We start from the raw sequence: 25,130 nt of genomic DNA, 5'->3' as shown, positions 1-25,130 counted from the left end.
CGAAGGGGACGTCCTCGTGGAGGACGTCCCCTTCGGTGCGTGGCGGGTGAGGGATTCGAACCCCCGTAGGCGTTGCCAGCTGATTTACAGTCAGCCCCCTTTGGCCACTCGGGTAACCCGCCAGGGTCGGCGCACCTCCACGGTCGACCCGGAGGCCGACACCGCGAGCGGCGTGCGGGTGGAAGGATAGCAAGCCGCGGGCAGTGCTCGCGAAACGGCCCGAGATGCAGCACGGTGGTGTGCGACCCGCGAGGGCGTCACCACGCACGGACAGGCCCCGGCGAGCGCCGGGCGGCAGGAGGAGAGCACATGGCGAGCGAGTCGTCGTTCGACGTCGTCAGCAAGGTCGACCGCCAGGAGGTCGACAACGCCCTGAACCAGGCGGCGAAGGAGATCGCCCAGCGCTACGACTTCAAGGGGGTCGGCGCGTCGATCAGCTGGAGCGGCGAAAAGATCCTCATGGTCGCCAACTCCTCCGAGCGCGTGCTCGCGGTGCTCGACGTGTTCCAGTCGAAGCTCATCAAGCGCGGCATCTCGCTCAAGTCCCTCGACACCGGCGAGGACGGCCCCGAGCCCAAGCCGTCGGGCAAGGAGTACCGCCTCGAGGCGCTCATCAAGGAGGGCCTGAGCAGCGAGGTCGCCAAGAAGCTCGCCAAGATCGTGCGCGACGAGGGCCCCAAGGGCGTCAAGACGCAGATCCAGGGCGACGAGCTGCGCGTGTCCGCGAAGAGCCGCGACGAGCTCCAGGCCACCATCGCGCTGCTCAAGGGGGCCGACGTCGACGCGGCCCTGCAGTTCGTCAACTACCGCTGACCGCGCGCGCCGTGGGCGGACCTCACGAGCCGCCCACGGCGACTACGGCGTGGGCACCAGCGCGGTGAGCGCGAACGGCGCCCGGTCGAACGCCTCCGGGTCGTCGTAGAGGCGGGCATGCCCGAGGGCGTCCTCCGCGAGCGTGGCCAGCACGTGACCGGCCCCGGGGGCGAACGCGACGCCGTGCACCCCGAGCCCCACGCCGACGACCACGCGACCCAGCCGGTCGAGGACGAGCGGGCCGTCGTGCCGGGTCGTCACCGGGACCGGCTGGTCGGCCAGCGTGACACCGGGCAGCCAGGCCGCGACGTACTCGTCGAGCACCGTGCGGTCGAGGTCCTCGGTGCGGCTCACGACGGTGAGCGACCCGTCCGGCTCGTGGTACCCGCGGACGCCGTCGACGGGGTACCCGTCGTCGGGCCCCAGCGGGCCGCGCGCGGCGCCGTGCGCGACCGCGTCGACGCGGTGGACGAACGCCGGACCTCGATCCCCGGGGACCGGCTCCGTGCTCGCTCCCTGCGTCCGGTGGTCCCGCACCGGTCGGCTCGAGGGCAGCTCGACGATCTCCGCGAGCAGCTCGGCGGAGGCCGGACCCGCCGCGACGACGACGGCCGCCGCCTCGATCGTCGCGCACCCCGCGGCCTTCTCCGGGTTCGCGCCCGCGACGTGCACCCGGACCCCGTCGTCGAGCCGCTCGACGCGCACCGCGCGCGTGCCCCGGCGAATCTCCGCGCCGTGCAGGGCGGCCTGCTCCTGGCACGTCAGGATCGTCCGGCCGGCGTCGGCCACGCCCGCGACGGGCTGGACGACGACGCGGTCGTCGAACGCGAGCCACGGCCAGCGCAAGGACGCCTCGGGCCCCGTCAGGTACTCGAACGGGATGTCGGAGACCAGCAGGGTCTCGACGAGCGGCCGCAGGGCCTCGACGGGCCCGTGCTCGACGCAACCGGTGAGCGTGAGGAGCTCGGCGCCGGACTCCTGCTCGAGGATCTGCCACCACTGGTGCGTCAGGAGCGCCAGGCGGGTGCGGTCGGGGTCGGCGTGCCCGAGCCGGACGAGGTCGAGGCCCGAGTCAGCCGGCGACGTCCGCTCCTCGACGAGCACCACGCGGTGCCCGCTGCGCGCCAGGGCCCAGGCCGTCGCCGAGCCCGTGGCTCCGCCCCCGACCACCGCGACGTCGTACCGATCCTGGGCCACGCTGCCTCCTCGCCGCGAGCGGGCACCGCGCCCCCTCGCGGCCAGCAGCCTAGGGTTTCGTCCGGTATGTGGTGGTTCGATCTCATGTCCTGAGCGTGCAGGTTCGGTGAGAGTTGCCTCATCCGAGCGCGCTCAGGGGCCGCTCAGTAGCGGGTGATGCCGCCCTGCTGCCCGGCCTGGGCCTCGAGCCGGGCGATCCGGTCCTGCATCGGCGGGTGCGTCGAGAACATCTTCGCCAGGCCCTGACCGCGGAACGGGTTCGCGATCATCAGGTGCGAGACGTTGGTGAGCTCGCGGTCCTGCGGCAGCGGGCGTGCCTTCGTCCCGGCCTCGAGCTTGCGCAGCGCCGACGCGAGCGCGAGCGGGTCGTTCGTCAGGCGTGCGCCGTCCTCGTCGGCGTCGTACTCCCGGGTGCGGCTGATGGCCAGCTGGATCAGGGTCGACGCGAGCGGCGCGAGGAGCACGAGCAGGAGGCCGGCGATCGGGTTGCCGCCGCGGTCCCGGTCGCTGCCGCCGCCGAAGAACAGCGCGAACTGTGCCAGCGACGTGATCACGCCCGCGACCGCGGCGGCGAGCGACGACGTGAGGATGTCGCGGTTGTACACGTGCATGAGCTCGTGGCCCAGGACGCCCCGCAGCTCGCGCTCGTCGAGCAGCTGCAGGATGCCCTCGGTGCAGCACACGGCGGCGTTCTGCGGGTTGCGGCCCGTCGCGAACGCGTTCGGCGCCGCCGTCGGCGACACGTACAGGCGCGGCATCGGCTGCCGGGCCGCCGTCGAGAGCTCCCGGACGATCCGGTACATCACCGGCTGCTCGAGCTCGCTCACCGGCCGCGCCCGCATCGCCTTGATGGCGATCTTGTCGGAGTTCCAGAACGAGTACGCCGTCATGAGCAGGCCGAGCGCCGTGAAGAACAGCAGGAACTTGGGCGTCCCGCCGCCCAGCAGCCAGCCGACGCCGAGCAGCACCGCCCACATGGCGCCGAACAGCGCTGCCGTCTTCAAGCCGTTGTAGTGCTGGTGACCCACCTGGTGCTCCTTCTGGACGTCCGTGCACACGGTGGAACGCGCGCCGGACGTCGCAGGTTCCCGACGTCAGGCCGTCGGGATCCCCCGCCCGAGCGCCACGTGCACCATGTCCTCGCGCGGGACCACCTTGATGCGCTCGCGGCCGTGCGGCTCGCCGAGCTCCTTCTCGTACGCGTCGAGCAGCTCCCAGCCGGACCACTGCACGACCTCGACGCCGCGGCCGGCGAGGAAGTCGGTGACCGCGGACGGGTCCCGGTCGGTGGCCGTGTAGAACGCGTCGCCGGCCTCCGCGACGTCCTCGCCGAGGTGGCGGATGGTCTCGGACGCGTCCGACTTGGTGTGGCCGATGAGGCCGACCGGGCCGCGCTTGATCCAGCCCGTCGCGTACACGCCCGGGATGTGGTCGCCGTCGACGTCGACCACGCGGCCCTCGCGGTTGGGGATCACGCCGGCGACGTCGTCGAACGGTATGTCGACGAGCGGCGAGCCGAAGTAGCCGACCGCGCGGTAGACGGCCGTGACGGCCCAGTCGTGCGTCTGCCCGGTGCCGGTCACGTTGCCGTCGCCGTTGAGGGCCGTGCGCTCGGTGCGCAGCCCGACGACCTTGCCGTCCTCGCCGAGCAGCTCGACCGGCTTGTGCAGGAAGTGCAGGTGGATGCGGCGGCTCGCCGTGAGGTCCTCAGGCTCCTTGAGCGTCCAGTCCGTGAGGGTCTTGACGACCTGCTTGGTCTGGTTCGAGGAGTGGATCGCGGCCATCGAGCCCTCGTCGAACTCGAAGTCCTCGGGGTACACGATCACGTCGACGTCCGGCACGTGGCCGAGCTCGCGCAGCTCCAGCGGGGAGAACTTGACCTGCGCCGGGCCGCGGCGAGCGAACACGTGCACGTCGGTGACCGGGTTCTGCTTGAGCACGTCGTACACGTTGGCCGGGACGTCGGTCGGGAGCAGGTCGTCCGCGTGCTTGGCGAGGATGCGCGCCACGTCGAGCGCGACGTTGCCGGCACCGAGGACGGCGACGTGCTGGTGCTCGAGCGGCCACGTGCGCGGCACATCGGGGTGCCCGTCGTACCAGGACACGAAGTCGGCCGCGCCGTACGAGCCCTCGAGGTCGATGCCGGGGACGGGCAGCGCGGCGTCGCGGATCGAGCCCGTCGAGAAGATGACCGCGTCGTAGAACTGGCGCAGGTCGTCGAGCTTGAGGTCCGTGCCGTAGTCGACGTTCGCGAGCAGGCGGATGTCACCACGCTCGAGGACCTTGTGCAGCGCGACGATGATCTGCTTGATGCGCGGGTGGTCCGGCGCGACCCCGTAGCGCACGAGGCCGAACGGCGCGGGCAGGCGCTCGAACAAGTCGATGCTGACGTCGAGGTCGGTCTTCGACAGGATGTCGGCCGCGTAGATGCCGGCCGGTCCGGCGCCGACGACGGCGACGCGCAAGGTCGGGGTGCTCACGGGACGCGGTGCCTTCCGATCAAGGGAGCCCTGCGGACGGGTGCGTCGCCTCGGCCGCGGTTCTCGCGGGCCTGTCGGACGGCACGACAGAGCTGTGCTCGGGCCAGTGTAGGGCGGCCGGTGAGGGGATCCTCAGCCCGTCGCCAGCATCTGGACACACGTGAGACGGTCCCGACCCGGGGTCAGGCGTGGCGTCGCACACGTCCAGGCACGCGACGATCCACGCGGGCGGGTCACGGACGCCCGCCCGGCCGGGTGGGTGTGGACGACGCTGCGGTCCGGAGCAGCCCTCGGACGTGCGTCGTGCAGCGCAGACCGGAACCCCGTCGACCGCCGCTTACGCTCGTCGGGTGCCCGCGCCCTCCCCCGCCCCCACCGCACTCGACCGGCTCGGCCTCGGCACAGGCATCGGCGCGTACGTCCTGTGGGGCACGCTGCCCCTCTACTTCCCGCTGCTCCAGCCGGCCGGGGCGGTCGAGATCATCGCGCACCGGGTCGTGTGGTCCCTGCTGTTCTGCCTCGTGCTGCTCTCCGTGACCCGGACGTGGCCCGCGTTCCGCACGACCCTGCACGACCGGCGCACCATGCGCCTGCTCGCGCTCGCCGGCGTGCTCCTCGCGATCAACTGGCTCGCCTTCGTCATCGGCGTGCTCACGGACCGCGTCGTCGACGCCGCGCTCGGCTACTTCATCAACCCGCTGTTCACCGTCGCGCTCGCCGTGCTCGTGCTGCGCGAGCGCGTGCGACCCGTGCAGTGGGTCGCACTCGGGTTCGGCGCCGCCGCGGTCGTCGTCATCACCGCCGGGTACGGGCGGCTGCCGTGGATCGCGCTCACCGTCGCGGCCAGCTTCGGGGTCTACGGGCTCATCAAGAACCGCGTCGGACGCTCCGTCGAGGCCGTGCCCGGGCTCGCTGCCGAGACGCTCGTCCTCGCACCCGTCGCGCTCGGCTACCTCGTCGTCATCGGGGTGCAGGGCACCGGCACGTTCGGCACCGACGGGGCCGCGCACAGCCTGCTGCTCGTGTCGTCGGGCATCGTCACCGCAGTGCCGCTGCTCCTGTTCAGCGCCGCCGCACGACGGCTGCCGCTCACCGTCATCGGGCTGCTGCAGTACATCACCCCCGTGCTGCAGTTCCTCATCGGCGTCGTCGTGCTGCACGAGCAGATGCCGCCCGCCCGGTGGTGGGGGTTCGGGCTCGTCTGGACGGCGCTCGTGGTGCTCACCGTGGACGGGCTGCGGACGAGCGGACGGTCGCGGAGAGCCGTCGCGACCGTCTGACCGTCAGGGCCGTCTGACCGTCAGGGCCGGACGAGCGTCAAGACCGGACGAGCGTCGCGTCCACCACGACCGCGGTGATGTTGTCGGCTCCCCCGGCCGCCAGGGCCTCGCCGACCAGCCGGTCCGCCGCGTCCTGCGGGTCGGGCGTCGCGCGCAGAGCCGCCTCGATCCGCGCATCCGTGAGCTCGTCCGTCAGGCCGTCGGAGCACACGAGCATCCGGTCGCCCGGGCTCACCGGGAACATCCACAGGTCGGGGTCGACCTCCGACGCGCCGCCGCCCAGCACCCGGGTCACGACGTGCCGGCGGGGGTAGCGTGACGCCTCCTCGGCCGCCACGACACCGCTCGCGACGAGCTCCGCGACCTCCGAGTGGTCGTGCGTGACCTGCTCGAGCACGCCGCCGGCCATCCGGTAGGTCCGCGAGTCGCCCACGTTCAGCACGATCCAGCACGGCAGGCCCTCGTGCTCCGTGAGGATCACGCCCGTCATCGTGGTGCCAGGACGACGGCCCGTCGACGAGGGCAGGTCACGCAGGCGGGCGTGCGCCGCGCGCAGCGTCGTGCGGACCGTGTCCAGGTCCGGGGTGGTGCCCGCGAGCGCCCGGACCGTCTCGATCGCCATGCCGCTCGCGACCTCGCCGGCCTCGTGCCCGCCCATGCCGTCCGCGACGACGTACACCCCGTGCAGCGCGAGCGCCGTGTCCTCGTTGGTCGCACGCCGCGCGCGGTCCGTCGCGACGCCGACCTCGACGCGCACCTCGCCGCCGGTCATCGGACGGCCCCGTCCCTGCGACGGCGCGACCCGGCGACGGTCGAGCACGAGGTCGGGCTGGTCATCGTCGTCCTTCGGTGCGCCGGCGCGGGCCGGTCCGCGTGAGTCGTCGGTCAGCATAGTCAGCGCGAGGGCCGAGGTCAGCGCCCACGACCCCGGTCGGCGGCGCGCCGCACCGGGCGGTCCCCCCGGACGGGTGACGACCTCCGCGTCAGGCCGGGCGCGGCTGGGCGTCGCCCGCCGGTGTCGCGTCCTGGCCGGCGGGCTCCTCGAGCGGCGGGTCCGCCGTCCACGCCGCCGCGAGCAGCACGATGCGCGCGATGAGGTTGATCCAGACGAGCAGCGTGACGATCACCGAGAACGACGCGAGCAACGGGTTCCGGCTCGCACTGCCCGCGACCACCGACGTGCCGAGGATCCGCACCACGCCGATGCCCGTGGCGGCGATGACCGACCCCCACCACAGGTCGCGCCAGCGGGGGTTCTCCCCCGCCAAGACCTTCACCACCAGCAAGAACGTCGCGACGTCGACGACGAACGCCACCGCGATGCCGACCACCCGGACAGCGACGCTCGACGTGCCCGTCCACCCGACGACCCGCAGCAGCCACTCGGTCGCAGCACCCACCGCGGTGGTCAGCAGCGCCGACAGCAGCACCGCGAACGCCATCCCGACGAAGCCGACGAGCGCCCGCAGCTTGGTCATCACGGCGTTCTCGCCGCCGACTTCTCCGAACATCGCCCGCACCCCCGTCCGGAGCGCCGACGTCGCCGACAGCGCGCTCAGCACGAGCACGACGAGCGCGACGAGACCCGCCGCCGTGAGCGCGGGGCTCAGGACGAGGGCGTCGGGGTCGAGCAGGCCCTTGCCGTCACCCGTCTGCAGGAGGCCGGGCAGCGACGCCGCGAGCGAGTCGAGGACCTTCTGACGCAGCTCGTCGTTGCCGCCCAGCACCGCCATGAAGATCGTGTAGCCGATCGTCAGGCCGGCGAACACCGAGAACAGCGCCGCGTACGCGATCCCACCCGTGAGCAGACCGCCGCCCCGCGCCCCGAACCGGGCGTTCGCGCGCCCGGGGCGCGACTGCTTCCACCACTCCAGGAGCGCCTTGACCCGGTCCACGAGCGACGGGTGCGTGCTCGCGGCGACCGGCGGGTCCGGTACGGCGGCGGCGGCGTGGACGTGTGCAGAGCCCTCGCCGACCGCCGGGCCGGCGACGTCGTCGTCCGGCCGTCGGCCGCCACCTCCCGCCATGCGACGACCCTAGGTCGACGCCACGCTCCCGGCATCCGCGGACCGGTGCGCCGCCCCGTCGACCCCACCACCCGTCGCGTCGTGCGCGCGGCCGGTCAGGACGAAGTCCCGCGACGGCCGCCACACGCCGTCGTCGCCGTGCGCGTAGCAGTGCAGGTGCGTCACGACGAACGTCGCGTCGAAGCCGGCCATCCCGTCGAACGCGGCGTCGAGCTGCGCGTCGGACACCTCGTGAGCGATCGTGACGTGCGGGTGGTACGGGAACCGGAGGTCCTGCGCGAGCACGCCCGAGCGGACCCCGGCCTCGAGTCCCTCGCAGCCGGAGATGCCCTCGACGACCTGCATGAACACGACGGGCGACACCGGGCGGAACGTCGCCGTCCCGCGCAGCCGGACCATGAACGGCGCGTGCTGTGCGGCGACCGCGGCGAGGTGCTCGTCGACCGCCGGCATCAGGTCGTGCTCGACGACCGTCGGGGGCAGCAGCGTGATGTGCGGCGGGATGAAGTCCGCCCACGGGTCGCCGAAACGGGCACGCGCCGACTGCAGCTCGGAGCCGTACGGCTCCGGCACGGTGATCGCGACGCCGATCCGGACCTGGGTGCCGGATCGCTCCGGCAACCTCACGCCCCGGCCCTCACCACGTCCGGGACCCCACCCGCCTGCGAGGCGACGCCGTCCGCCGCGTGCAGCCCGCGCCGGGCCGACCGCCGCGGCAGCAGGCCGAAGCGGTCGTACACGCGGTCGAGCGTCGGCGACGCCAGCTCACGCGCACGGTCCGCACCGTCGGCCAGCACCGCGTCGAGCGACGCCGGGTCCTCGAGGTACCCGTTGACGCGCGCCTGGAACGGTGTGAGGAACTCGACGACCACCTCCGCCAGGTCCTTCTTGAGGTCGCCGTAGCCCTTGCCCTCGTACTCCTGCTCGAGCGCGGCGACGTCCTTGCCGGACAGCGCCGAGTAGATGGTCAGCAGGTTCGAGATGCCGGGCTTCGCGGCCGTGTCGAACCGGATCTCGCGCTCGGTGTCCGTGACGGCCGAACGGATCCGCTTGGCGACCACCTTCGGGTCGTCGAGCAGCTCGATGAGCCCGTTCGGGCTCTCGGCGCTCTTGCTCATCTTCGCGGTCGGCTCCTGCAGGTCGTAGATCTTCGCCGTCGCCTTGACGATGTGCGCCTCGGGCACCACGACCGTGTCCTTGCCGAAGCGGCTGTTCAGGCGCTGTGCGAGGTCCCGGGTCAGCTCGAGGTGCTGGCGCTGGTCCTCGCCGACGGGCACGAGCTGCGTGCCGTACAGCAGGATGTCGGCTGCCATCAGCACCGGGTACGTGAACAGGCCGACCGTCGTGCCGTCCGTGCCCTGCTTGGCGGCCTTGTCCTTGAACTGCGTCATGCGGCTCGCCTCGCCGTAGCCCGTCTGGCACGACAGCAACCAGGCCAGCTCGGCGTGCTCCGGGACGTGCGACTGCACGAACAGGATCGAGCGCGCCGGGTCCACGCCCGCCGCGAGGTACTGCGCGGCCGTGCGGCGCGTGCGCTCACGCAGGACGGCCGGGTCCGGGCCGACCGTCAGGGCGTGCAGGTCGACGACGCAGTAGATCGCGTCGTGGTCGTCCTGCAGCGCGACCCACTGGGTCAGCGCGCCGAGGTAGTTGCCGAGGTGGAGGGAGTCGGACGTGGGCTGCATCCCGGAGAAGATGCGCGCGCGGTGCGGGGCCGTGACCATGCGGACCATCAGACCATTCTGTCGGGCGCGGCGCGGGGCCGCGGGGCTGTGCGAAAGGCGGGCTCAGGAGCCTCGAGCGTCGGCGGGGGTCCGCGCTCGGGTGGTCGGGTGACGTCGGCGTCAGGTCGCCTCGTCGTCGAACGGGGCCCGCCAGCTCGGCTCGCCGCCCACCGCGGTCGACGTCGCCCCGGCGGCGAGCCCACCCGGCACACGACCGGCCGTCGGGCGCGTCGTCGCCGGCACCGTGACCGGGCGCGCGGGGACGACGTCCTCCAGGAGCGCCTCGCGCACGATGCGCCGAGGGTCGTACCGGCGGGGGTCGAGCGACGCCCAGTCGATGTCGCGGGCCTCCTCGCCCAGCTCCTCGTCGACGCGGGCCTTGGCGTCCTGCGCGAACCGGCGCGCACGGCGCACCCACGTGCCGAGCTGCTCGGCGTACGCGGGCAGACGTTCGGGCCCGATCACGAGCGCCGCCACGACGAGGAGCACCACGAGCTCACCGCCGTTGATCCCGAACATCCGGTCAGGGTACCCCTCGCTCCTGGGCCGCCGGGGGCGTTGTCCCCCGTCGAGCGCGGGCTCGTCGGGGGTCCGCACCGCGCGACGGGTCAGCTCGCGGGGCCCTCGTCGAGCCGCACGCGCACGTCCCGCTCGTCGGACCCGGTGCGCACGTGCAGCACGACCGTCTCGCCCGGCGTCCGGGCCCGGATCGCGACGATCAGCTCGTCGGGATCGGTCACGGGCCGGCCGTCGATCGCCAGGATGATGTCGCCCCGGTGGATGCCCGCCCGGTCGGCGGGGCCGTCCGGGGTGATCGCCGGGGTGCCGTCGCGGTCGGCCGCGGCGACGGCCACGCCCTCGCCCTCGTAGCGCTGGTCGAGCAGGACACCGATCACCGGGTACGTCGCGTGGCCCGTCTCGATCAGCTGCTCCGCCGTCCGGCGCACCTGGTTCGACGGGATCGCGAACCCGAGGCCGATGCTGCCGCCGACCTCGTTGAGCGAGCCCGGCGGCTGGGCGATCGCCGAGTTGATGCCGATGACCGCGCCCGCCGCGTCGACCAGCGGACCGCCCGAGTTGCCGGGGTTGATCGCCGCGTCGGTCTGGATCGCGTTGATGAACGCGGTGTCCTGGTCGTCGCCCGCGGAGACCGGGCGGTTGAGCGCGCTCACGATGCCCGTCGTCACCGTGCCGGCCAGGCCGAGCGGCGCACCGATCGCGACGACCGGGTCGCCCACGACCACCGTGTCCGAGTCGCCCAGCAGCAGCGGCGTCAGGCCGTCGACCTCCACCTTGACGACCGCCAGGTCATACTCCGAGGTGCGCCCGACGATCGTCGCGGCCTTCTCGCTCCCGTCGGAGAACGTCACCGTCATCGACGTCGCCGCCTCCGCCGCGTCCGCGACCACGTGGTTGTTCGTGACGATGTAGCCGTCCTGCCGCAGCACGAATCCCGACCCCGTCCCCGTGCCCGACGGCCCGTCGACCTGGATCGAGACGACGCTCGGCAGCACCTTCGACGCGATGCCCGCCACCGACTCGGGCGCCCGGTCGACGTCCTGCGCGCCCGAGCCCGCGGCGGCGACCGGCAGACCCGCGTCGGCGAGGTGCGTGCCCGGGTCGATCCGGGAACCCAGCACGCCACCGACGACGCCCGCGACGAGCGCGAGCGCGACCAGCGGGACGACCCACGCGACGGACAGCGTCCGTCGACGACGGCGCACGACGACCGGCGGCGTGCCAGGCACGTGGTGACCCTGGGCGTGCGGGGCGGTCGCGTACGGGTCGTGCGCCGCACCGGACGCCGGCCCGACCGGGACGTGCGACCCCGGTGCGTGCTGCTCAGGAGCGTGCTGGCCCGCGCGGGGCGAGGTGGGCGCGTGGGTCGCGTGCTGCTGGGCCGGTGCGTGCGCGGACGCCCGGTGCGGCGCCGCGAACGGGTTGTCGGCCGTCGGCGCCCCGGTGGCCGCCGCGCTCGGTGCGCCGGTCGGTGAGGGCGACCACGTGCGCGGCCCCGGCGGCGCGAACAGCGGTGCCGGCTCTGCGGGCGGCACGGGCGACCGGGCCGGCTCGACGGCCGGCGTCGGCGCGGCGCCCGGAGCAGCACCATGTGCGGCGCCCGGGCCGTTGCGGTCCTGCGTCGACAGTGCCGCCTCCTGCAGCTCCGGCCGGACGTCCGGGGAGGACCCCGGCTGGTGCTCCGGCAGCGGCGCGGGACGGTGCACGGCGTCGTCGTCGGGGTTCGTCATGGGCGCTGCCAAGCTCCTGTCACCGTGTCCCAGCCGCGCGTCATCCGCGCCGGCACCCCGTCGTCGAAGGTGCCACCGGGAAGGGCTCCCACGAGAGCGTCGACGTCCGCGTCGTCCTGCGCCGAGCCGATCACCTGGACCACGGTCGCGTCGGCCTGCCACGCCACGTGCCACGGCTCGAGCGCGAGCACGTACACGTCGCGCCCCTGCACCTGCTGGACGGGCACGTCAGCGAGCTGGTCGGTGTCGAGCCTGCCCTGCTGCTCGGTCACGACGACCGAGCCGGTGGGCGTCGCGACGTCGACCTCGAGGACCGTGGAGTCGTCACCCGACCAGCGGACTGCGGACACGGCCCACCCGGCCGGCAGCGCCTGAGGGACCGACCAGCCGTGGGACCGGAGCCAGCCGAGGGTGTCGTCGTCGACGGCGCCGGAGGGCGCGGCGTCCGCGGCCAGCCGTGTCGAGAGGGTGACGCCGGGGTCGACGGGCGTGGCGTCCGCGAGCGCCTCGAGATCCGCCCCGGGGCTGCCCACGGGGACCACGTCGGGCCGCTCACCGAGCACGAAGAGCATCGCGGCGACCGCGCCGAGCCCGGCGACCGACCCGGCGGCGAGGCGCACGGGTGAGCGGCGCGGGCCGACCTGGCCCCGCAGCGGTGCTCCCGTGCGTCCGGCCCACGCACGCGCGGCGACACCACCCGTGAGCCCGTACGACGCGAGCTCCGGCCGGCTGCGTCGCGCCGGCGGCGCGAACGGGTCGGCGCCGAACCGGACGGGCCCATCCGCCGCCGGCGCGAGCGACAGCAGGCGTGCCGTCAGGTCGGGGGTCGGCATCGGTTCGGTCGCGGACGACGACAGGGCCGTGCGTGCCGCGCGCGCCGCGGCGAGGTCCGCCGCGCACTGCGGGCACAGGGCGACGTGCGCGAGCGCACGCTCGGTCGCGGCGACGGACAGCTGACCGTCGACCAGCGCGCTGATCCACGACCCGAGGTGCGTCATCGCGCCGCCCGCACGGGCTCGAGAGCGGCAGGGGCGTCGGCGGCGGCGCCGGGCGCGCGGTGGCCGAGCGACTCGCGCAGCCGGGCGCGCGCCCGGTGGATGCGGGAACGCACGGTGCCGAGCTTGATGCCCAGCGTCACCGCGATCTCCTCGTACGAGAGCCCCTCGATGTCGCACAGCACCACCGCGGCCCGGTACTCGGGCGGCAGCTCGTCGAGCGCGCGCTGCACGTCGTGGTCGAGGTGCGCGTGCTCGAAGGCCCGCTCGGGCGTCGCGAGCTGGTCGGTCGACGCGTAGCGCTCCTGCTCCTCGCCCATGGCGTCCATCCGGACCCGCTGCTTGCGGCGAGCCTGGTCGAGGAACAGGTTCGTCGTGATGCGGTGCAGCCATCCCTCGAACGTGCCGGGGGTGTACGTGCCGAGCGACCGGAACACCCGCACGAAGGTCTCCTGCGTGAGGTCCTCGGCGTCGTGCTGGTTGCCCGTGAGGCGGTACGCGAGGCGGTAGACGCGCGCGGAGTGCTCGCGCACGATCTGCTCCCACGTCGGCGGCTGCCAGGCAGCCGGCTGCGCGGTCATGTCCTCGGTTCTCCTTCGGGGCTGCGGTGGTGCGGGTCCTCAGTGTCCCAGGTCGGGCCGACCTGTACGAACGGGAGCAACGCCGCCGGACCCTCAGAAGTTCCGCCCGGTGGCCACTGCGCCGGCGGTCCCGCCTGCCGTTGTCCCGGGGCACCGGCCGATAGGCTGGCCGCGACCAGCGCCCACCAGCGCTTTCGCGGCACGGTCGCCGCACCTCGCCAGACGAGTTCCCACCGCACCACCAGCACCGCCGGGAGGCCGCCATCTCCACCGACAAGGCCCAGAGCTGGGTCTACAGCGAGGAGTTCCTCCCCGAGGACGACGTGCTGCTGCGTGCCCGGGAGCGCGCCGCGCAGCTCGGCTGCTCCCCCGTGCTGCCCGGTGCCGGCGCGGCTCTGTCGGTGCTCGCGGCGGCCGCGGGTGCGCGTGCCGTCGTCGAGATCGGCACCGGGACGGGCGTCGGCTCGCTCTACCTGCTGCGCGGCATGCCGTCGGACGGCGTGCTCACGACGATCGACCTCGAGGTCGAGCACCAGCGCGCCGCGAAGGAGGCGTTCACCGAGGAGGGGCTGCGGCCGACGCGCACGAGGACGATCTCCGGTCGCGCGCTCGACGTGCTCCCGCGCCTGACCGACGGCGGGTACGACATGGTGTTCGTCGACGCCGACAAGGAGTCGTACCCCGGGTACGTCGAGCAGGCGGTTCGCCTGCTACGGCCCGGTGGGGTCCTCGCCGTGGACAACGCCCTGTGGCACGACCGTGTGGCCGACCCGGCCCGCCGCGACGAGCTGACGACGATCATCCGCGAGGTCGGCCGGACCGTGCGCGGCGACGACCGCCTGCTGCCCGCGATGCTCCCGTCGGGCGACGGGCTCCTCGTGGCCGTCCGCCGCTGACCTGACGCGCCCCGGCCGAGCGCCGGGCTCAGGTGAGGTCGGTCAGGTACTGCAGCAGGAGCCGGGCACCGAACCCGGTCGCCCCCTCGGTCACCTCGTGGCGGTCCGCTGTGGCGCGCGCCGGTCCCGCGATGTCGAGGTGCGCCCACCGGCGCTGCCCGACGAAGTGCCGCAGGAACAGCGCCGCGGTGATCGACCCGCCGCCGATGTGCTTGTCGGACGGCACGTGGCGCAGGTCGGCGACGTCCGAGCGAACGGCCTCCTCGTACTCGTCGACCAGCGGCATGTGCCACGCGAGCTCACCGGACCGCTCCCCCGCGTCGGCGAGGGCCGCGACGAGGTCGTCGTCCGTGCCGTACAACGCGGCGTGCTGCTTGCCGAGCCCGAGCGTCGCCGCCCCGGTCAGCGTCGCGACGTCGATGACCACGTCGGGGTCGAGCGTCGCGTCGGCCCACGCGAGCGCGTCCGCGAGCACCAGCCGCCCCTCGGCGTCCGTGTTCGCGATCTCGACGGTCGTGCCGCCGAACAGCCGCAGCACGTCGCCCGGCCGGTACGACGCACCGCCGAAGTGGTTCTCGGCGAGCGGCAGCACGGCCGTCACCTGGTGCCCGACGCCGGCCTGAGCGGCACCGAGCACGGTGGCCAGCGCGACGGCGGCGCCGGTCATGTCGGTCTTCATGGGCACCATGGCCTCGCGCGGCTTGATGGACAGGCCACCCGTGTCGTACGTGATGCCCTTGCCGACGAGCACGACGTGCCGGACGCCGGCGCCCCGCCCGCCCGTCGACGGCGTGTACGTGACCGTGACGAGCCGCGGCGGCGACGCCGAGCCGGCGCCGACGGCGAGGATGCCGCCGAACCCGCCGGCCTCGAGCTCACGCGGCCCGCGCACGTCGACGTCGAGCCCGGCCGCCGTGGCGAGCCGGACGGCCTGGTCGGCCATCCACGCGGGGTTCTTGGTGCTCGACGGGGTGGTCGCCAGGTCGCGCGCGAGCCAGGTGGCCTGGGCGGCGACGCGGCCCGCCTCCACCGCGGCACCCGCGCGGCCGCCGTCCCGCTCCAGCAGGACGAGCTCGGCGGGCGGTGTCTCGGGTGACGACTTGGTGGCGGCGGTCGGGGGCGTGTACGCCGCGAGGAGGAAGCCCTCGGTGAGGGCACGCGCGGCAGTCGCCTGGTCCGACGCCGACTGGCCTCGGTGCGCGCCGAGGGTCGTGACGACCCGGCCGAGCCCTCGCGTGGCCCGGGCGAGCGCGGCACCGGCCCGGCGCAGGTCGCCCGGCGTGCCGTCGCCGACGCCGACGAGCACCAGCCGGGGCGGCAGGTCGGACCACGGCAGGACGACGGCCGACCCGACGGGTCGCGGCAGCTGGAGCACGTACGCCTCGCCCGCGGCTCCCGTGAGGTGCACGCGCTCGGCGATCTCGGCGAGGTCGACGCCGTACCGGGCGGCGGCCTGCGCCGAGCCCGGGCGCGGCTGGACGCCCTCGTCACCCGGTCCCGCGGGAGCGACCGGGACGGCGACGGCGTCCACCGTGCCGTCCGTGAGGAGGGGCGAGCCGGCCAGCGCGGCGCCGTCGAGGACGACGGCCGGCGGGGTCCGGCCGATCACCGCGTCTGCCGACCGAGGTCGCGAGTCCGCCGTCCGTGCCATACGACTAGGTCCGCCGTCAGGAGACGACGGACGTCAGAGCCTCGCCCAGCTCGGCGGCCTCGGTCGCGTTGAGCTCGACCACCAGCCGTCCGCCGCCCTCGAGCGGGACGCGCATCACGATGCCTCGTCCCTCCTTGGTCACCTCGAGCGGTCCGTCACCGGTCCTCGGCTTCATCGCGGCCATGCGGGGCCTCTCCTTCGCCTCGTGCGTCCCGACCAGGCCTCGCCGTGCGCTGACGCGCACGGGTGAACGGCCCGAGCTGCCGGTTGTCCGCGCTCATCCTAGTTCACCGCGAGGGCCCCCACCTCGGCTGACGCACGCCGCGACCCCCGACCGGGCGTACGACCGGACGCGCGTCCAGCCCCGAGCGGATCGTCACGGCGGCCAGCCGTACGGCGGCGTGAGCCGCCACGTGTTCCAGATCCAGACGAGCTGCAGCCCGAGCATCACGACGACGACCGCGCCCAGCCAGACGCGCCGCGCGACGGTCGGCCGGGTGACGACGCCCGCGGTCACGGCGCCGAGCGGGAAGGCCAGCAGCAGGAACCGGGCCAGGCTGCTGCCCGGCTCGATGGCCGCTGCGATGTACAGCACGTAGGCGGCCGGCCACGTGTGCAGCTCGTTGCCGAGCCGCCACGCCGCGGGCACGACGAGCGTCGCGAGGACCAGCAGCGCACCCGCACCGACCACCCACCAGGCCCACTCGTGGAACCAGAAATGTGACACATATCCCCACGCGCCGAACGGCACGACCTCGTGCACGCCGCGCCACGACTCCTGCGTGAGCAGGTACCCGTCCTTCTCGCCGGTCACCCACCCGCAGATGAGCGGCCACGCGACGCCCGAGACGACGGCCGAGGCCGCGAGCGCGACCAGGCCGGCCGCGTCCCGCAGGCCCAGGTGGTCGGTGCCACGACGGCTCCCCCACCAGCGCACCACCGCGTGCACGACGATCACGGCGGCCATCGGCAGGGCCACCGCGCGCGTGAACCCGAGGGCCAGCACCACCAGGGCCGTCGGCAGGTAACGCCGCTGGACGAGCAGGAGGAGCGCCGACGCGATGAGCAGGAGCGCGAGCGACTCGGTGTACCCGACCTGCAGGACGACGGCCGTGGGGAACACGCTGACGAGCAGCACCGTCGCGAGCGGCAGGCCCGGCCGCGCGGCGACCGCCCGCGGCGCACCACGCTCGACGAGCCGGTGGATGACGACCATCGCGGCGCCGCCGAGCACGAGCGCGGTGAGCGGCGCGACCACGTGCCACGGCGCCGTCGTGATCGTCATGAGCCCGCGGACGAGGAACGGGAACAGCGGGAAGAACGCCCACGGGTTCTGCTGCACGACCCCCTGCTCGTCGCGCGGCAGCTCGGACGGGTACCCGCCCTCGGCGATCTGCTGGTACCACAGCGCGTCCCACCAGCCGCCCGTGAACCGCAGGTACGACGGGTCCGCGGGACCGAAGTAGCTCTCGACCTGGTGCTGCGCGGTGACGACGAACGCGATGCCGCTGAACAGTCGCGCGGCGCCGTACACGGCGAGCGCCTGCACCCACCACGGCCACCTGCGCGGGTCCCAGCGCGGCATGACGGCCGACGGGCGCTCGTCGTCCTGCGTCGTGGGCAGCTCGGCGGGCGCGCTCATGCCAGACCCCGCACGGCGCGCACGGGCGGGCGGTCGCCGCGGATCGTCGCGACCATGTCGAGGGTCCGCCGGGTCGCGGCGACGTCGTGCGCACGGAACACCCGGGCGCCGAGCCAGGCCGCCACCGACGTCGCGGCGAGCGTGCCCTCGAGCCGCTCCTCGGCGGGCAGGTCGAGGGACTCGCCCACGAAGTCCTTGCGCGACAACGCCATGAGGACAGGGTGCCCCAGGGCGACCAGCGCCTGCGTGCGACGGACGAGGTGCAGCGAGTGCCACGTGTTCTTGCCGAAGTCGTGCGTGGGGTCGACGAGCACGCTGCCGGGGTCGATCCCCAGCGCGACGGCGCGCGCCGCGGCGGCCGAGACGGTCGCGACGACGTCGTCGAGAACGCCGTCCACCTCGTCGAACCGGTCCCCCGTGCCCGGCCCGGTCCGCGCGTACGCGACGCGGAACGGGTCGGTCCGCGGGCGGGCCCCGCCCGTGTGGGAGCACACGACGCCGAGCCCGCGCTCCGCGGCCACCTCGACAAGCCGCGGGTCGTGCCCGGCCCACGTGTCGTTGACCAGGTCGACGCCCTCGTCGGCCGCCGCACGCGCGACGTCCGCACGCCACGTGTCGATGCTGACGAGCAGACCGGGGTGGCGTCGCCGGACGCGTGCGACGAGCGGGACGACCCGGGCGATCTCCTCGTCGGGCTCGACCCTCGGCCCGCGACCGGCGCGGACCCCGCCGAGGTCGACGATGTCGGCGCCCTCCTCCTCCGCCCGCGCGACGGCGGCGTCGGCCGAGGCGTCGTCGTACCGGGCGGGCGCGTAGAACGAGTCCGGGGTGCGGTTGACGACCGCCATCACGACCGGTCGCTCCGGGCCGATCACCCGGTCCCGCAGCCGCAGCGGCGCACCCGCGGCAGGGACCCCGCCGGGCACCGGCTCGACCGCGGCCGCGGGCGGCGCCGTCACCGCGTGGAGCTCTCGGCCGCCTGCTGGGCCTGCGCCGTCGCCGCGGCGGCGCTCTCCTCCTCGGCGCGCAGCTCCGCGCCACGCTCGAGCACGATCGCGACCGCCTCCTCGGCGGTGTCGACGATCTTGATGAGGTCCAGGTCCACGGGAGAGATCATGCCGCGCGCCAGCACCGGTCCGGAGGCCCATTCGATGAGGCCCCTCCAATAGTCCGAGCCGACGAGCACGATCGGGAAGCTGATCACCTTGTGCGTCTGCACCAGGGTGAGCGCCTCGAAGAGCTCGTCGAACGTGCCGAACCCGCCGGGCAGCACCACGAAGCCCTCGGAGTACTTCACGAACATCGTCTTGCGCGCGAAGAAGTAGCGGAAGTTCACGCCCAGGTCGACGTAGTCGTTCATGCCCTGCTCGAACGGCAGCTCGATGCCGAGCCCCACCGACAGGCCACCCGCCTTCTTCGCGCCGCAGTTCGCGGCCTCCATGATCCCGGGACCGCCACCCGTGATGACCGCGTAGCCGGCCTCCGCGAGCCGGCTGCCAACCTCGACGCCGAGTGCGTAGTCCGGGTGGTCCGCGGGCACCCGCGCCGAGCCGAACACGCTCACCGCCGGGCCGACCTCGGCGAGGGCGCCGAAGCCCTCGACGAACTCGCTCTGGATCCGCATGACGCGCCAGGGGTCGTCGTGCAGCCAGCTGGCCGGGTCGGTCCGGCTCAGCAACCTCTGGTCGGACGTGGTGGTCGGGATCTGCTGCCCGCGCAGCAGCACCGGACCCTTGCGGTACCCGTGGCCCGGGGCGGGCTGACCGTCGTCGCTCATGCGCTCGACTGTAGGCGCGTCACCGGCGCTGACGCGTCGGACGACGTGGGTGATCCACGGCTGCCGCCTGTTCGTCACCCGCCCGTGGCCGGGACGACACCTCCGTCAGGCGGTCAGCCAGGCCCGCAGGGCGAGGTGCGTGACGGCGATCTGCGCCACCGGGCAGCGCTCGTCGGCCTTGTGCGCGAGCAGCGGGTCGCCTGGGCCGAAGTTCACGGCGGGGATGCCCATCGCCGAGAACCGGGCGACGTCGGTCCAGCCGTACTTGGGCGCCGGTGCACCGCCCGTCACGGCGAGCACCGCGGCGGCGAAGTCGCGTGCCGCGGGATCGTCGAGCCCCGGACGGGCGCCGGGGGCCGCGTCCACGACCACCACGTCGTAGCCCTCGAACAGCTCGCGGACGTGCGCCTCGGCCTGCTCGACGGACGCCGACGGGGCGAACCGGTAGTTCACGGTGACGACGCAGGCGTCGGGGATGACGTTCGTCGCGGTGCCGCCCGAGATGAGCACCGCGTTGAGGCTCTCGCGGTACACCAGCCCGTCCACCTCGACGGACCGCGGCTCGTACGCCTCGAGCCGGCGCAGCACCTCGCCGGCGGCGTGCACGGCGTTCACGCCCGTCCAGGCGCGCGCCGAGTGGGCCGCGACGCCCGCGAGCCGCACCTCGACGCGCATCGTGCCGTTGCAGCCGCCCTCCAGGCCGCCGGCGGTCGGCTCGCACAGCACCGCGAAGTCGGCCGCGAGCCAGTCGGGGTGCTGGCTCGCCAGACGACCGAGGCCGTTGAGGTCCGCGGCGACCTCCTCGTGGTCGTAGAACACCCACGTGACGTCGTGCGTCGGTGCGTCGAGCTCGGCGGCGAGCGCGAGCTGGACGGCGACACCCGCCTTCATGTCGACCGTGCCGCGACCCCAGACCTCGGCGTGCACGCCCTCGCCGACCACGCGCGTCGGCAGGTTGTCGGCGATCGGCACCGTGTCGAGGTGCCCCGCGATCACGACACGCGTCGGCCGGCCGGTCGACGTCCGGGCGACGACCGCGTCGCCGTCCCGCAGCACCTCGAGGTGCGGGTAGGCCCGGAGGGCCGTCTCGACGGCGTCCGCGATCCGCCGCTCGTCGCCGCTGACCGACGGCAGGTCGCACAGTGCCCGGGTCAGGTCGACCAGGTCGCCCTCCAGGTCCAGGTGCACGGGCGTGGGGTCGGTGCGCGCGTCGGTCTCCGTCACACGAGCGACCCTAGCCGGGACGACCGCCCGGCTCCGCCGTCGCGAGGGTCGTCGGACTCGCCGCGACGGTCGCGCGGACCGCGCGGGACGCGGTCGCCGTTGACCTAGGGTTGTCGCCATGACTGCGCGCACGGCGTGGGGCTTCGGCCTCGCCACGCTCACCCACGACGGCACCACGCTCGACGTCTGGTACCCCGCCCCGGAGCTCGGCGCACCCGCCGACGACGCGGTCGCACCGGCCGACCTCACGGCCGCCGAGCGGACCGACGACCTGCGCGGCGTACGGGTCGAGGTCGTGCGGACCGTCGTGGACCTCGACACCCCGCCCGCCGACACCGCCGACGCGTACCTGCGGCTGCACCTGCTCTCGCACCGGCTCGTCGCCCCGCACGGGCAGAACCTCGACGGCATCTTCGCGGTCCTGCCCAACGTGGTGTGGACCGACCGCGGGCCGTGCGCGGTCGACGGGTTCGAGACGACCCGCGCCCGGCTGCGCGCCGCGACCGGCGTGCCCGTGACCGTCCTCGGCGTCGACAAGTTCCCGCGGATGGTGGACTACGTCGTCCCCAGCGGCGTCCGGATCGCCGACGCCGACCGCGTCCGGCTGGGCGCCCACCTCGCCCCCGGCACGACCGTCATGCACGAGGGCTTCGTCAACTACAACGCGGGCACGCTCGGCACCTCGATGGTCGAGGGCCGGATCTCCGCCGGGGTCGTCGTCGGCGACGGCTCCGACATCGGCGGCGGCGCGTCGATCATGGGCACGCTGTCCGGCGGCGGTCGCGAGGTCGTGTCCATCGGCCGCCGCAGCCTGCTCGGCGCGAACGCCGGCGTCGGCATCCCCCTCGGCGACGACTGCGTGGTCGAGGCCGGCCTCTACGTCACCGCCGGCACCAAGGTCACGCTCGTCGGCGGGGACGAGCCCAAGGTCGTCAAGGCCCGTGAGCTCGCCGGCGTCGACGGCGTGCTGTTCCGCCGGAACTCCCTCACGGGCGGCGTCGAGGCGGTCGGCCGTCAGGGGTCGGGCGTCGAGCTAAACGCCGCCCTGCACGCCAACTGACCCGTGGCTCGTCGACGGTCACGCCGCAGCCGCGCCGCGCGCGCCGGCTGCGGCCTGGTCGTCGTGCTCGTCGTGCTCGCCGCGGCCGTGACCCTGGTGGTGACCGTCCTGCGGCAGCACGACGCGAGCCCGGTCGCCGAACGGTGCGCGGCCAGCATCGACGGGACGCGCTGGTTCCTCGCCCCCGACCAGTCCGACAACGCCGCGCTCGTCGCGGCCGTCGGCGTGCGCCGTACCCTCCCCGCGCGGGCCGTGACGATCGCCCTCGCCACCGCGCTGCAGGAGTCCAAGCTCCGCAACCTGTCCGGCGGCGACCGCGACTCGCTCGGCATCTTCCAGCAGCGGCCCTCACAGGGCTGGGGCACTCCCGAGGAGATCCTCGACCCCGTGTACGCGACGGGCCGGTTCTACGACGGGCTCGCCCAGGTCGACGGCTACGAACAGCTGCCCATCACCGAGGCGGCCCAGGCCGTGCAGCGCTCCGGCTTCCCCGACGCGTACGCCCAGCACGAGGGCGTCGCCCGCGCCTACGCCTCCGCACTCACCGGGTGGTCACCGAACGCGCTGACCTGCACGCTCGCGGAGGCCGCGCCGGGCAGCGGGTCCGCGCAGGCGCTCGTCGCACGCGTGCAGCGCGACCTCGGCGACCTACCCGCGCAGGTGCAGCCCAGCGCTGACGGGGAGATCGACGTCGCGCTCGACGCCGGGCCGCTCGGCCCCGAGACCGACCGCACCCGGCTCGGCTGGGCCGTCGCGCAGTGGGCCGTCGCCGTCGCGCAGCCGCTCGCCGTCACGCGCGTCGAGGTCGCCGACCAGGTGTGGGATCGGTCCGACGGCGACACGTGGACGACGATCACCGACGCCGAGCCCGTCGGCCCGGGCAGCGTCGTCGTGACGCTCGCGGGCTGATCAGCGGGCGTCGACCGGCACGTAGTCGCGAGCTGTCTCCCCCGTGTAGATCTGCCGCGGCCGGCCGATCTTCGTCTGCGGGTCGAGCATCATCTCGCGCCACTGGGCGATCCAGCCCGGCATCCGGCCGAGCGCGAACAGCGGCGTGAACATCCGCTCGTCGAAGCCCATGGCCTTGTAGATGAGGCCCGTGTAGAAGTCGACGTTCGGGTACAGCTTGCGCGAGATGAAGTAGTCGTCGCTGAGCGCGATCTCCTCGAGGCCGCGGGCCAGGTCGAGCAGCTCGTCGTCCTTGCCGAGGGCCGCGAGCACGGCGTCGGCGCTCTTCTTCACGATCGCCGCGCGCGGGTCGTAGTTCTTGTAGACGCGGTGCCCGAAGCCCATGAGCCGGACGCCCGGCTCCTTGTCCTTGACCCGGCGCATGAAGTCGGTGGCGTCGCCGCCGTTCTTCTGGATCTCGGTGAGCATCTTGAGCACGGCCTCGTTGGCCCCGCCATGCAGCGGGCCGGACAGCGCGTTGATGCCGGCGGCGACCGACGCGTACAGGTTCGCCTGCGACGAGCCGACGATGCGGACGGTCGACGTCGAGCAGTTCTGCTCGTGGTCCGCGTGCAGGATGAGGAGCTTGTCGAGCGCCTGCACCACGACCGGGTCCGGGTCCCACTGCTGGTAGGGCACCGCGAACGTCATCCGCAGGAAGTCCTCGACGTACCCGCGCGAGTAGTCCGGGTAGAGCAGCGGCTCGCCCTTGGAGGCGCGGTGCACGTACGACGTGATGGTCCGCGTCTTCGCGAGGATGAGGACGGTCGCGAGCTCGACGGTCTCGGGATCCTGCGGGTCGAGCGACTCCGGGTAGAACGTGGACAGCGCGTTGATCGCCGACGACATCACGGCCATGGGGTGCGCGTTGCGCGGGAACGTCCCCATGAACGTGCGGAAGTCCTCGTGGACGAGCGTGTGGCGGTTGACCCGCTCCGTGAACGCGTCGAGCTCCGTCGGCGTCGGGAGCGCGCCGTGGATCAGGAGGTAGGCCACCTCGAGGAACGTCGCCTGCTCGGCGAGCTGCTCGATGGGGTAGCCGCGGTAGCGCAGGATGCCCGCGTCGCCGTCGATGTAGGTGATCTTCGACTCGCAGGACGCGGTGTTCATGAAGCCGGGGTCCACGGTGACCAGGCCGGTGTCGCGCAGGAGCGACGAGACGACGATGCCGTCGTTCCCCTCGGTCGCGGGCACGATCGGGAGGTCCCGCGACTGCCCGTCCACGATCAGCTGCACCGGCGCGGTCACGACGTCCGACATGGTGTTCCTTCCTGCGACGAACGGCTGTGGCGGGGGTGCCGCGTGGAGCCGGTGGTCGATGACGGCGGCCGGTGGCCGGCGGCTCGGGGGCCCTCGTTGGCCAGGCTCGACGGTACCTGCGGCTGGTGCGCCGTGACGAATCCTCGGACAGTCCGCCTCGGTGTGACGCCGCTCACAGCGTCAGGCCCCGGTCAGTCGCGCGGCGGCCTCGGCGACCTTCGCGTCGGTGGCCGTCAGCGCCACGCGGACGTGCCCCGCGGCCTGGGCGCCGTAGAACTCGCCGGGCGCCACGAGGATCCCGAGCTCGGCGAGGTCGGCGACCGTGACCCAGCAGTCCTGGGCGCCGTGCTCGGGCCGCACCCACAGATACAGGCCGGCGTGCGACCCGTCGACCTTGTACCCCGCGCCCTCGAACGCCGCCCGCAGCACCTCACGTCGACGCCGGTACCGTTCGCGCTGCTCGCCCACGTGCGCGTCGTCCGCGAGCGCCGCCTCGATCGCCGCCTGCACCGGTCCGGGCACGATCATCCCGGCGTGCTTGCGCGTCTCGAGCAGCCGAGCGACGAGCTCCGGGTCCCCCGCGGCGAACGCCGCGCGGTAGCCGGCGAGGTTCGACTGCTTCGACAACGAGTAGACCGCGAGCAGACCCGTGAGGTCGCCGCCCGTGACGCGTGGGTCGAGCACGCTCGGCACGCCCGACGACGCCCACGGCTCGTCCCACGCCAGCTCGGCGTAGCACTCGTCGGAGGCGACGACGACCGGCTCGCCCTCACGCTCGGCGGCCGCCCGCGCCGCGTCGACCACCGCCCGGAGCTCGTCGACCCCGAGCACGCGGCCGTCCGGGTTGCCCGGCGAGTTCAGCCAGACGAGCCGGACACCGCCCTGCGCGAGCCGAGCGACCGGGTCGGACGTCGGCTCGGGCGTCGCACCCGCCAGCCGGGCGCCCACGTCGTACGTGGGGTACGCCGCAGCCGGGTGCAGCACCACGTCGCCGTCGCCGAGGCTCAGCAGGGACGGCAGCAGCGCGACGAGCTCCTTGGAGCCCACCGTCGGCAGCACCGCCGCAGGGTCGAGACCGGGCACGCCGCGCCGTCGGGCGAACCACCGCACCACGGCCTCCCGCAGCGCGGGCGTGCCGTGCGTGAGCGGGTAGCCCGGCGAGTCGGCGGCCCCGGCGAGCGCGTCGCGCACGACCGTCGGGGTCGGGTCCACCGGCGTGCCGACGGACAGGTCGACGACACCACGCTCGTGCGCGCGCGCCCGTTCGGCGTACGGCACGAGCGTGTCCCACGGGAAGTCCGGCAGCGTGCCGGTCAGCAGGCCCAT

At 73.9% G+C, this 25,130-nt stretch carries 24 protein-coding genes and 1 tRNA gene; 5 read left to right on the top strand and 20 right to left on the bottom strand.

The features are described from left to right. Positions 1-40: 40 nt before the first annotated feature. Positions 41-122 (bottom strand) — tRNA-Tyr (locus J7523_RS02215). A 187-nt stretch (positions 123-309) separates the two neighbouring features. On the opposite strand from J7523_RS02215, the gene J7523_RS02210 reads away from it, so the two are divergent. Beyond that, on the top strand, positions 310-813 hold the full coding sequence (locus J7523_RS02210) for a YajQ family cyclic di-GMP-binding protein (RefSeq protein ID WP_291881634.1): 504 nt from the start codon (positions 310-312) through the stop codon (positions 811-813). Positions 814-855: 42 nt separating this feature from the next. Here J7523_RS02210 and J7523_RS02205 read toward each other — a convergent pair whose 3' ends face one another. The 3 genes from J7523_RS02205 to J7523_RS02195 all read right to left on the bottom strand — a co-directional run bounded on the left by J7523_RS02205 (position 856) and on the right by J7523_RS02195 (position 4,490). Next, positions 856-2,010 (bottom strand): FAD-dependent oxidoreductase, encoded by a 1,155-nt coding sequence (locus tag J7523_RS02205; RefSeq protein WP_291881632.1) that lies wholly within the window; start codon positions 2,008-2,010, stop codon positions 856-858. 143 nt (positions 2,011-2,153) lie between these two features. Further along, the gene (htpX, locus tag J7523_RS02200) at positions 2,154-3,038 is read right to left on the bottom strand and encodes a zinc metalloprotease HtpX (protein ID WP_291881627.1); all 885 of its coding nucleotides are present in this window, start codon (positions 3,036-3,038) and stop codon (positions 2,154-2,156) included. A 66-nt stretch (positions 3,039-3,104) separates the two neighbouring features. After that, the gene (locus J7523_RS02195; RefSeq protein ID WP_291881626.1) at positions 3,105-4,490 is read right to left on the bottom strand and encodes an FAD-dependent oxidoreductase; all 1,386 of its coding nucleotides are present in this window, start codon (positions 4,488-4,490) and stop codon (positions 3,105-3,107) included. 350 nt (positions 4,491-4,840) lie between these two features. Here J7523_RS02195 and rarD point away from each other — a divergent pair, with 350 nt between their 5' ends. Further along, positions 4,841-5,770 (top strand): EamA family transporter RarD, encoded by a 930-nt coding sequence (gene rarD / locus J7523_RS02190; protein ID WP_291881625.1) that lies wholly within the window; start codon positions 4,841-4,843, stop codon positions 5,768-5,770. 37 nt (positions 5,771-5,807) lie between these two features. On the opposite strand, the gene J7523_RS02185 is transcribed toward rarD, so the two are convergent. The 8 genes from J7523_RS02185 to sigE form a co-directional block, all read right to left on the bottom strand. Then, entirely contained in the window at positions 5,808-6,542 is a 735-nt protein-coding gene (locus J7523_RS02185; protein ID WP_291881624.1) for a protein phosphatase 2C domain-containing protein, read from the bottom strand. A 211-nt stretch (positions 6,543-6,753) separates the two neighbouring features. Further along, positions 6,754-7,797, bottom strand: coding sequence for a YihY/virulence factor BrkB family protein (locus J7523_RS02180; protein ID WP_291881623.1), 1,044 nt, complete (start codon positions 7,795-7,797; stop codon positions 6,754-6,756). A 9-nt stretch (positions 7,798-7,806) separates the two neighbouring features. Next, on the bottom strand, positions 7,807-8,424 hold the full coding sequence (locus tag J7523_RS02175; protein ID WP_291881622.1) for a 2'-5' RNA ligase family protein: 618 nt from the start codon (positions 8,422-8,424) through the stop codon (positions 7,807-7,809). Beyond that, complete coding sequence (trpS, locus tag J7523_RS02170) at positions 8,421-9,530, bottom strand: tryptophan--tRNA ligase (RefSeq protein WP_291881621.1); 1,110 nt, start codon at positions 9,528-9,530, stop codon at positions 8,421-8,423. Before trpS ends, J7523_RS02175 begins: the two co-directional genes overlap by 4 nt. Positions 9,531-9,641: 111 nt before the next feature. After that, complete coding sequence (locus tag J7523_RS02165) at positions 9,642-10,040, bottom strand: twin-arginine translocase TatA/TatE family subunit (protein WP_291881620.1); 399 nt, start codon at positions 10,038-10,040, stop codon at positions 9,642-9,644. Positions 10,041-10,129: 89 nt separating this feature from the next. Beyond that, the gene (locus tag J7523_RS02160) at positions 10,130-11,770 is read right to left on the bottom strand and encodes a trypsin-like peptidase domain-containing protein (RefSeq protein ID WP_291881619.1); all 1,641 of its coding nucleotides are present in this window, start codon (positions 11,768-11,770) and stop codon (positions 10,130-10,132) included. Next, positions 11,767-12,768, bottom strand: a complete 1,002-nt coding sequence (locus tag J7523_RS02155) for a zf-HC2 domain-containing protein (protein ID WP_291881618.1) — start codon at positions 12,766-12,768, stop codon at positions 11,767-11,769. Before J7523_RS02155 ends, J7523_RS02160 begins: the two co-directional genes overlap by 4 nt. Beyond that, on the bottom strand, positions 12,765-13,346 hold the full coding sequence (sigE, locus tag J7523_RS02150; protein ID WP_291881617.1) for an RNA polymerase sigma factor SigE: 582 nt from the start codon (positions 13,344-13,346) through the stop codon (positions 12,765-12,767). The genes J7523_RS02155 and sigE overlap by 4 nt, the downstream gene beginning before the upstream one ends. Positions 13,347-13,609: 263 nt before the next feature. On the opposite strand from sigE, the gene J7523_RS02145 reads away from it, so the two are divergent. Next, positions 13,610-14,242, top strand: coding sequence for an O-methyltransferase (locus tag J7523_RS02145; protein ID WP_291881669.1), 633 nt, complete (start codon positions 13,610-13,612; stop codon positions 14,240-14,242). A 28-nt stretch (positions 14,243-14,270) separates the two neighbouring features. Here J7523_RS02145 and J7523_RS02140 read toward each other — a convergent pair whose 3' ends face one another. The 6 genes from J7523_RS02140 to dapE all read right to left on the bottom strand — a co-directional run bounded on the left by J7523_RS02140 (position 14,271) and on the right by dapE (position 20,536). Beyond that, positions 14,271-15,851: a leucyl aminopeptidase family protein gene (locus J7523_RS02140; protein WP_363266339.1), complete on the bottom strand. Its 1,581-nt coding sequence runs from the start codon at positions 15,849-15,851 to the stop codon at positions 14,271-14,273. A gap of 58 nt (positions 15,852-15,909) precedes the next feature. Next, the gene (locus J7523_RS02135) at positions 15,910-16,077 is read right to left on the bottom strand and encodes a DUF3117 domain-containing protein (protein WP_013772033.1); all 168 of its coding nucleotides are present in this window, start codon (positions 16,075-16,077) and stop codon (positions 15,910-15,912) included. 192 nt (positions 16,078-16,269) lie between these two features. After that, on the bottom strand, positions 16,270-17,535 hold the full coding sequence (locus J7523_RS02130; protein WP_291881612.1) for a hypothetical protein: 1,266 nt from the start codon (positions 17,533-17,535) through the stop codon (positions 16,270-16,272). Next, positions 17,532-18,494: a dihydropteroate synthase gene (folP, locus tag J7523_RS02125; RefSeq protein ID WP_291881611.1), complete on the bottom strand. Its 963-nt coding sequence runs from the start codon at positions 18,492-18,494 to the stop codon at positions 17,532-17,534. Before folP ends, J7523_RS02130 begins: the two co-directional genes overlap by 4 nt. Beyond that, positions 18,491-19,312 carry a TIGR00730 family Rossman fold protein gene (locus tag J7523_RS02120; protein ID WP_291881610.1) on the bottom strand — a complete coding sequence of 274 codons (822 nt, stop codon included), beginning with the start codon at positions 19,310-19,312 and terminating at the stop codon, positions 18,491-18,493. The genes folP and J7523_RS02120 overlap by 4 nt, the downstream gene beginning before the upstream one ends. A gap of 105 nt (positions 19,313-19,417) precedes the next feature. Next, complete coding sequence (gene dapE / locus J7523_RS02115; protein ID WP_291881608.1) at positions 19,418-20,536, bottom strand: succinyl-diaminopimelate desuccinylase; 1,119 nt, start codon at positions 20,534-20,536, stop codon at positions 19,418-19,420. A gap of 118 nt (positions 20,537-20,654) precedes the next feature. Here dapE and dapD point away from each other — a divergent pair, with 118 nt between their 5' ends. Further along, entirely contained in the window at positions 20,655-21,596 is a 942-nt protein-coding gene (gene dapD / locus J7523_RS02110; protein ID WP_291881606.1) for a 2,3,4,5-tetrahydropyridine-2,6-dicarboxylate N-succinyltransferase, read from the top strand. 3 nt (positions 21,597-21,599) lie between these two features. Next, positions 21,600-22,505, top strand: a complete 906-nt coding sequence (locus J7523_RS02105) for a hypothetical protein (protein WP_291881604.1) — start codon at positions 21,600-21,602, stop codon at positions 22,503-22,505. On the opposite strand, the gene J7523_RS02100 is transcribed toward J7523_RS02105, so the two are convergent. Together J7523_RS02100 and dapC are read right to left on the bottom strand one after the other, a co-directional pair. Beyond that, complete coding sequence (locus J7523_RS02100; RefSeq protein ID WP_291881602.1) at positions 22,506-23,804, bottom strand: citrate synthase; 1,299 nt, start codon at positions 23,802-23,804, stop codon at positions 22,506-22,508. A gap of 180 nt (positions 23,805-23,984) precedes the next feature. Continuing rightward, the gene (gene dapC, locus J7523_RS02095; protein ID WP_291881601.1) at positions 23,985-25,130 is read right to left on the bottom strand and encodes a succinyldiaminopimelate transaminase; all 1,146 of its coding nucleotides are present in this window, start codon (positions 25,128-25,130) and stop codon (positions 23,985-23,987) included.

The organism is Cellulomonas sp., assembly GCF_017744555.1.
Taxonomy (GTDB): Bacteria; Actinomycetota; Actinomycetes; order Actinomycetales; family Cellulomonadaceae; genus Cellulomonas.
This window is presented reverse-complemented; position numbering and strand designations above follow the sequence as displayed.

Coding starts and splice junctions, on each gene's coding strand:
- J7523_RS02210 (WP_291881634.1), top strand. CDS start 310: ATGGCGAGCGAGTCGTCGTTCGACGTCGTCAGCAAGGTCGACCGCCAG.
- J7523_RS02185 (WP_291881624.1), bottom strand. CDS start 6,542: ATGACCGGCGGCGAGGTGCGCGTCGAGGTCGGCGTCGCGACGGACCGC.
- J7523_RS02180 (WP_291881623.1), bottom strand. CDS start 7,797: ATGGCGGGAGGTGGCGGCCGACGGCCGGACGACGACGTCGCCGGCCCG.
- trpS (WP_291881621.1), bottom strand. CDS start 9,530: ATGGTCCGCATGGTCACGGCCCCGCACCGCGCGCGCATCTTCTCCGGG.
- J7523_RS02165 (WP_291881620.1), bottom strand. CDS start 10,040: ATGTTCGGGATCAACGGCGGTGAGCTCGTGGTGCTCCTCGTCGTGGCG.
- J7523_RS02160 (WP_291881619.1), bottom strand. CDS start 11,770: ATGACGAACCCCGACGACGACGCCGTGCACCGTCCCGCGCCGCTGCCG.
- J7523_RS02155 (WP_291881618.1), bottom strand. CDS start 12,768: ATGACGCACCTCGGGTCGTGGATCAGCGCGCTGGTCGACGGTCAGCTG.
- sigE (WP_291881617.1), bottom strand. CDS start 13,346: ATGACCGCGCAGCCGGCTGCCTGGCAGCCGCCGACGTGGGAGCAGATC.
- J7523_RS02135 (WP_013772033.1), bottom strand. CDS start 16,077: ATGGCCGCGATGAAGCCGAGGACCGGTGACGGACCGCTCGAGGTGACC.
- J7523_RS02130 (WP_291881612.1), bottom strand. CDS start 17,535: ATGAGCGCGCCCGCCGAGCTGCCCACGACGCAGGACGACGAGCGCCCG.
- J7523_RS02120 (WP_291881610.1), bottom strand. CDS start 19,312: ATGAGCGACGACGGTCAGCCCGCCCCGGGCCACGGGTACCGCAAGGGT.
- dapD (WP_291881606.1), top strand. CDS start 20,655: ATGACTGCGCGCACGGCGTGGGGCTTCGGCCTCGCCACGCTCACCCAC.
- J7523_RS02100 (WP_291881602.1), bottom strand. CDS start 23,804: ATGTCGGACGTCGTGACCGCGCCGGTGCAGCTGATCGTGGACGGGCAG.
- dapC (WP_291881601.1), bottom strand. CDS start 25,130: ATGGGCCTGCTGACCGGCACGCTGCCGGACTTCCCGTGGGACACGCTC.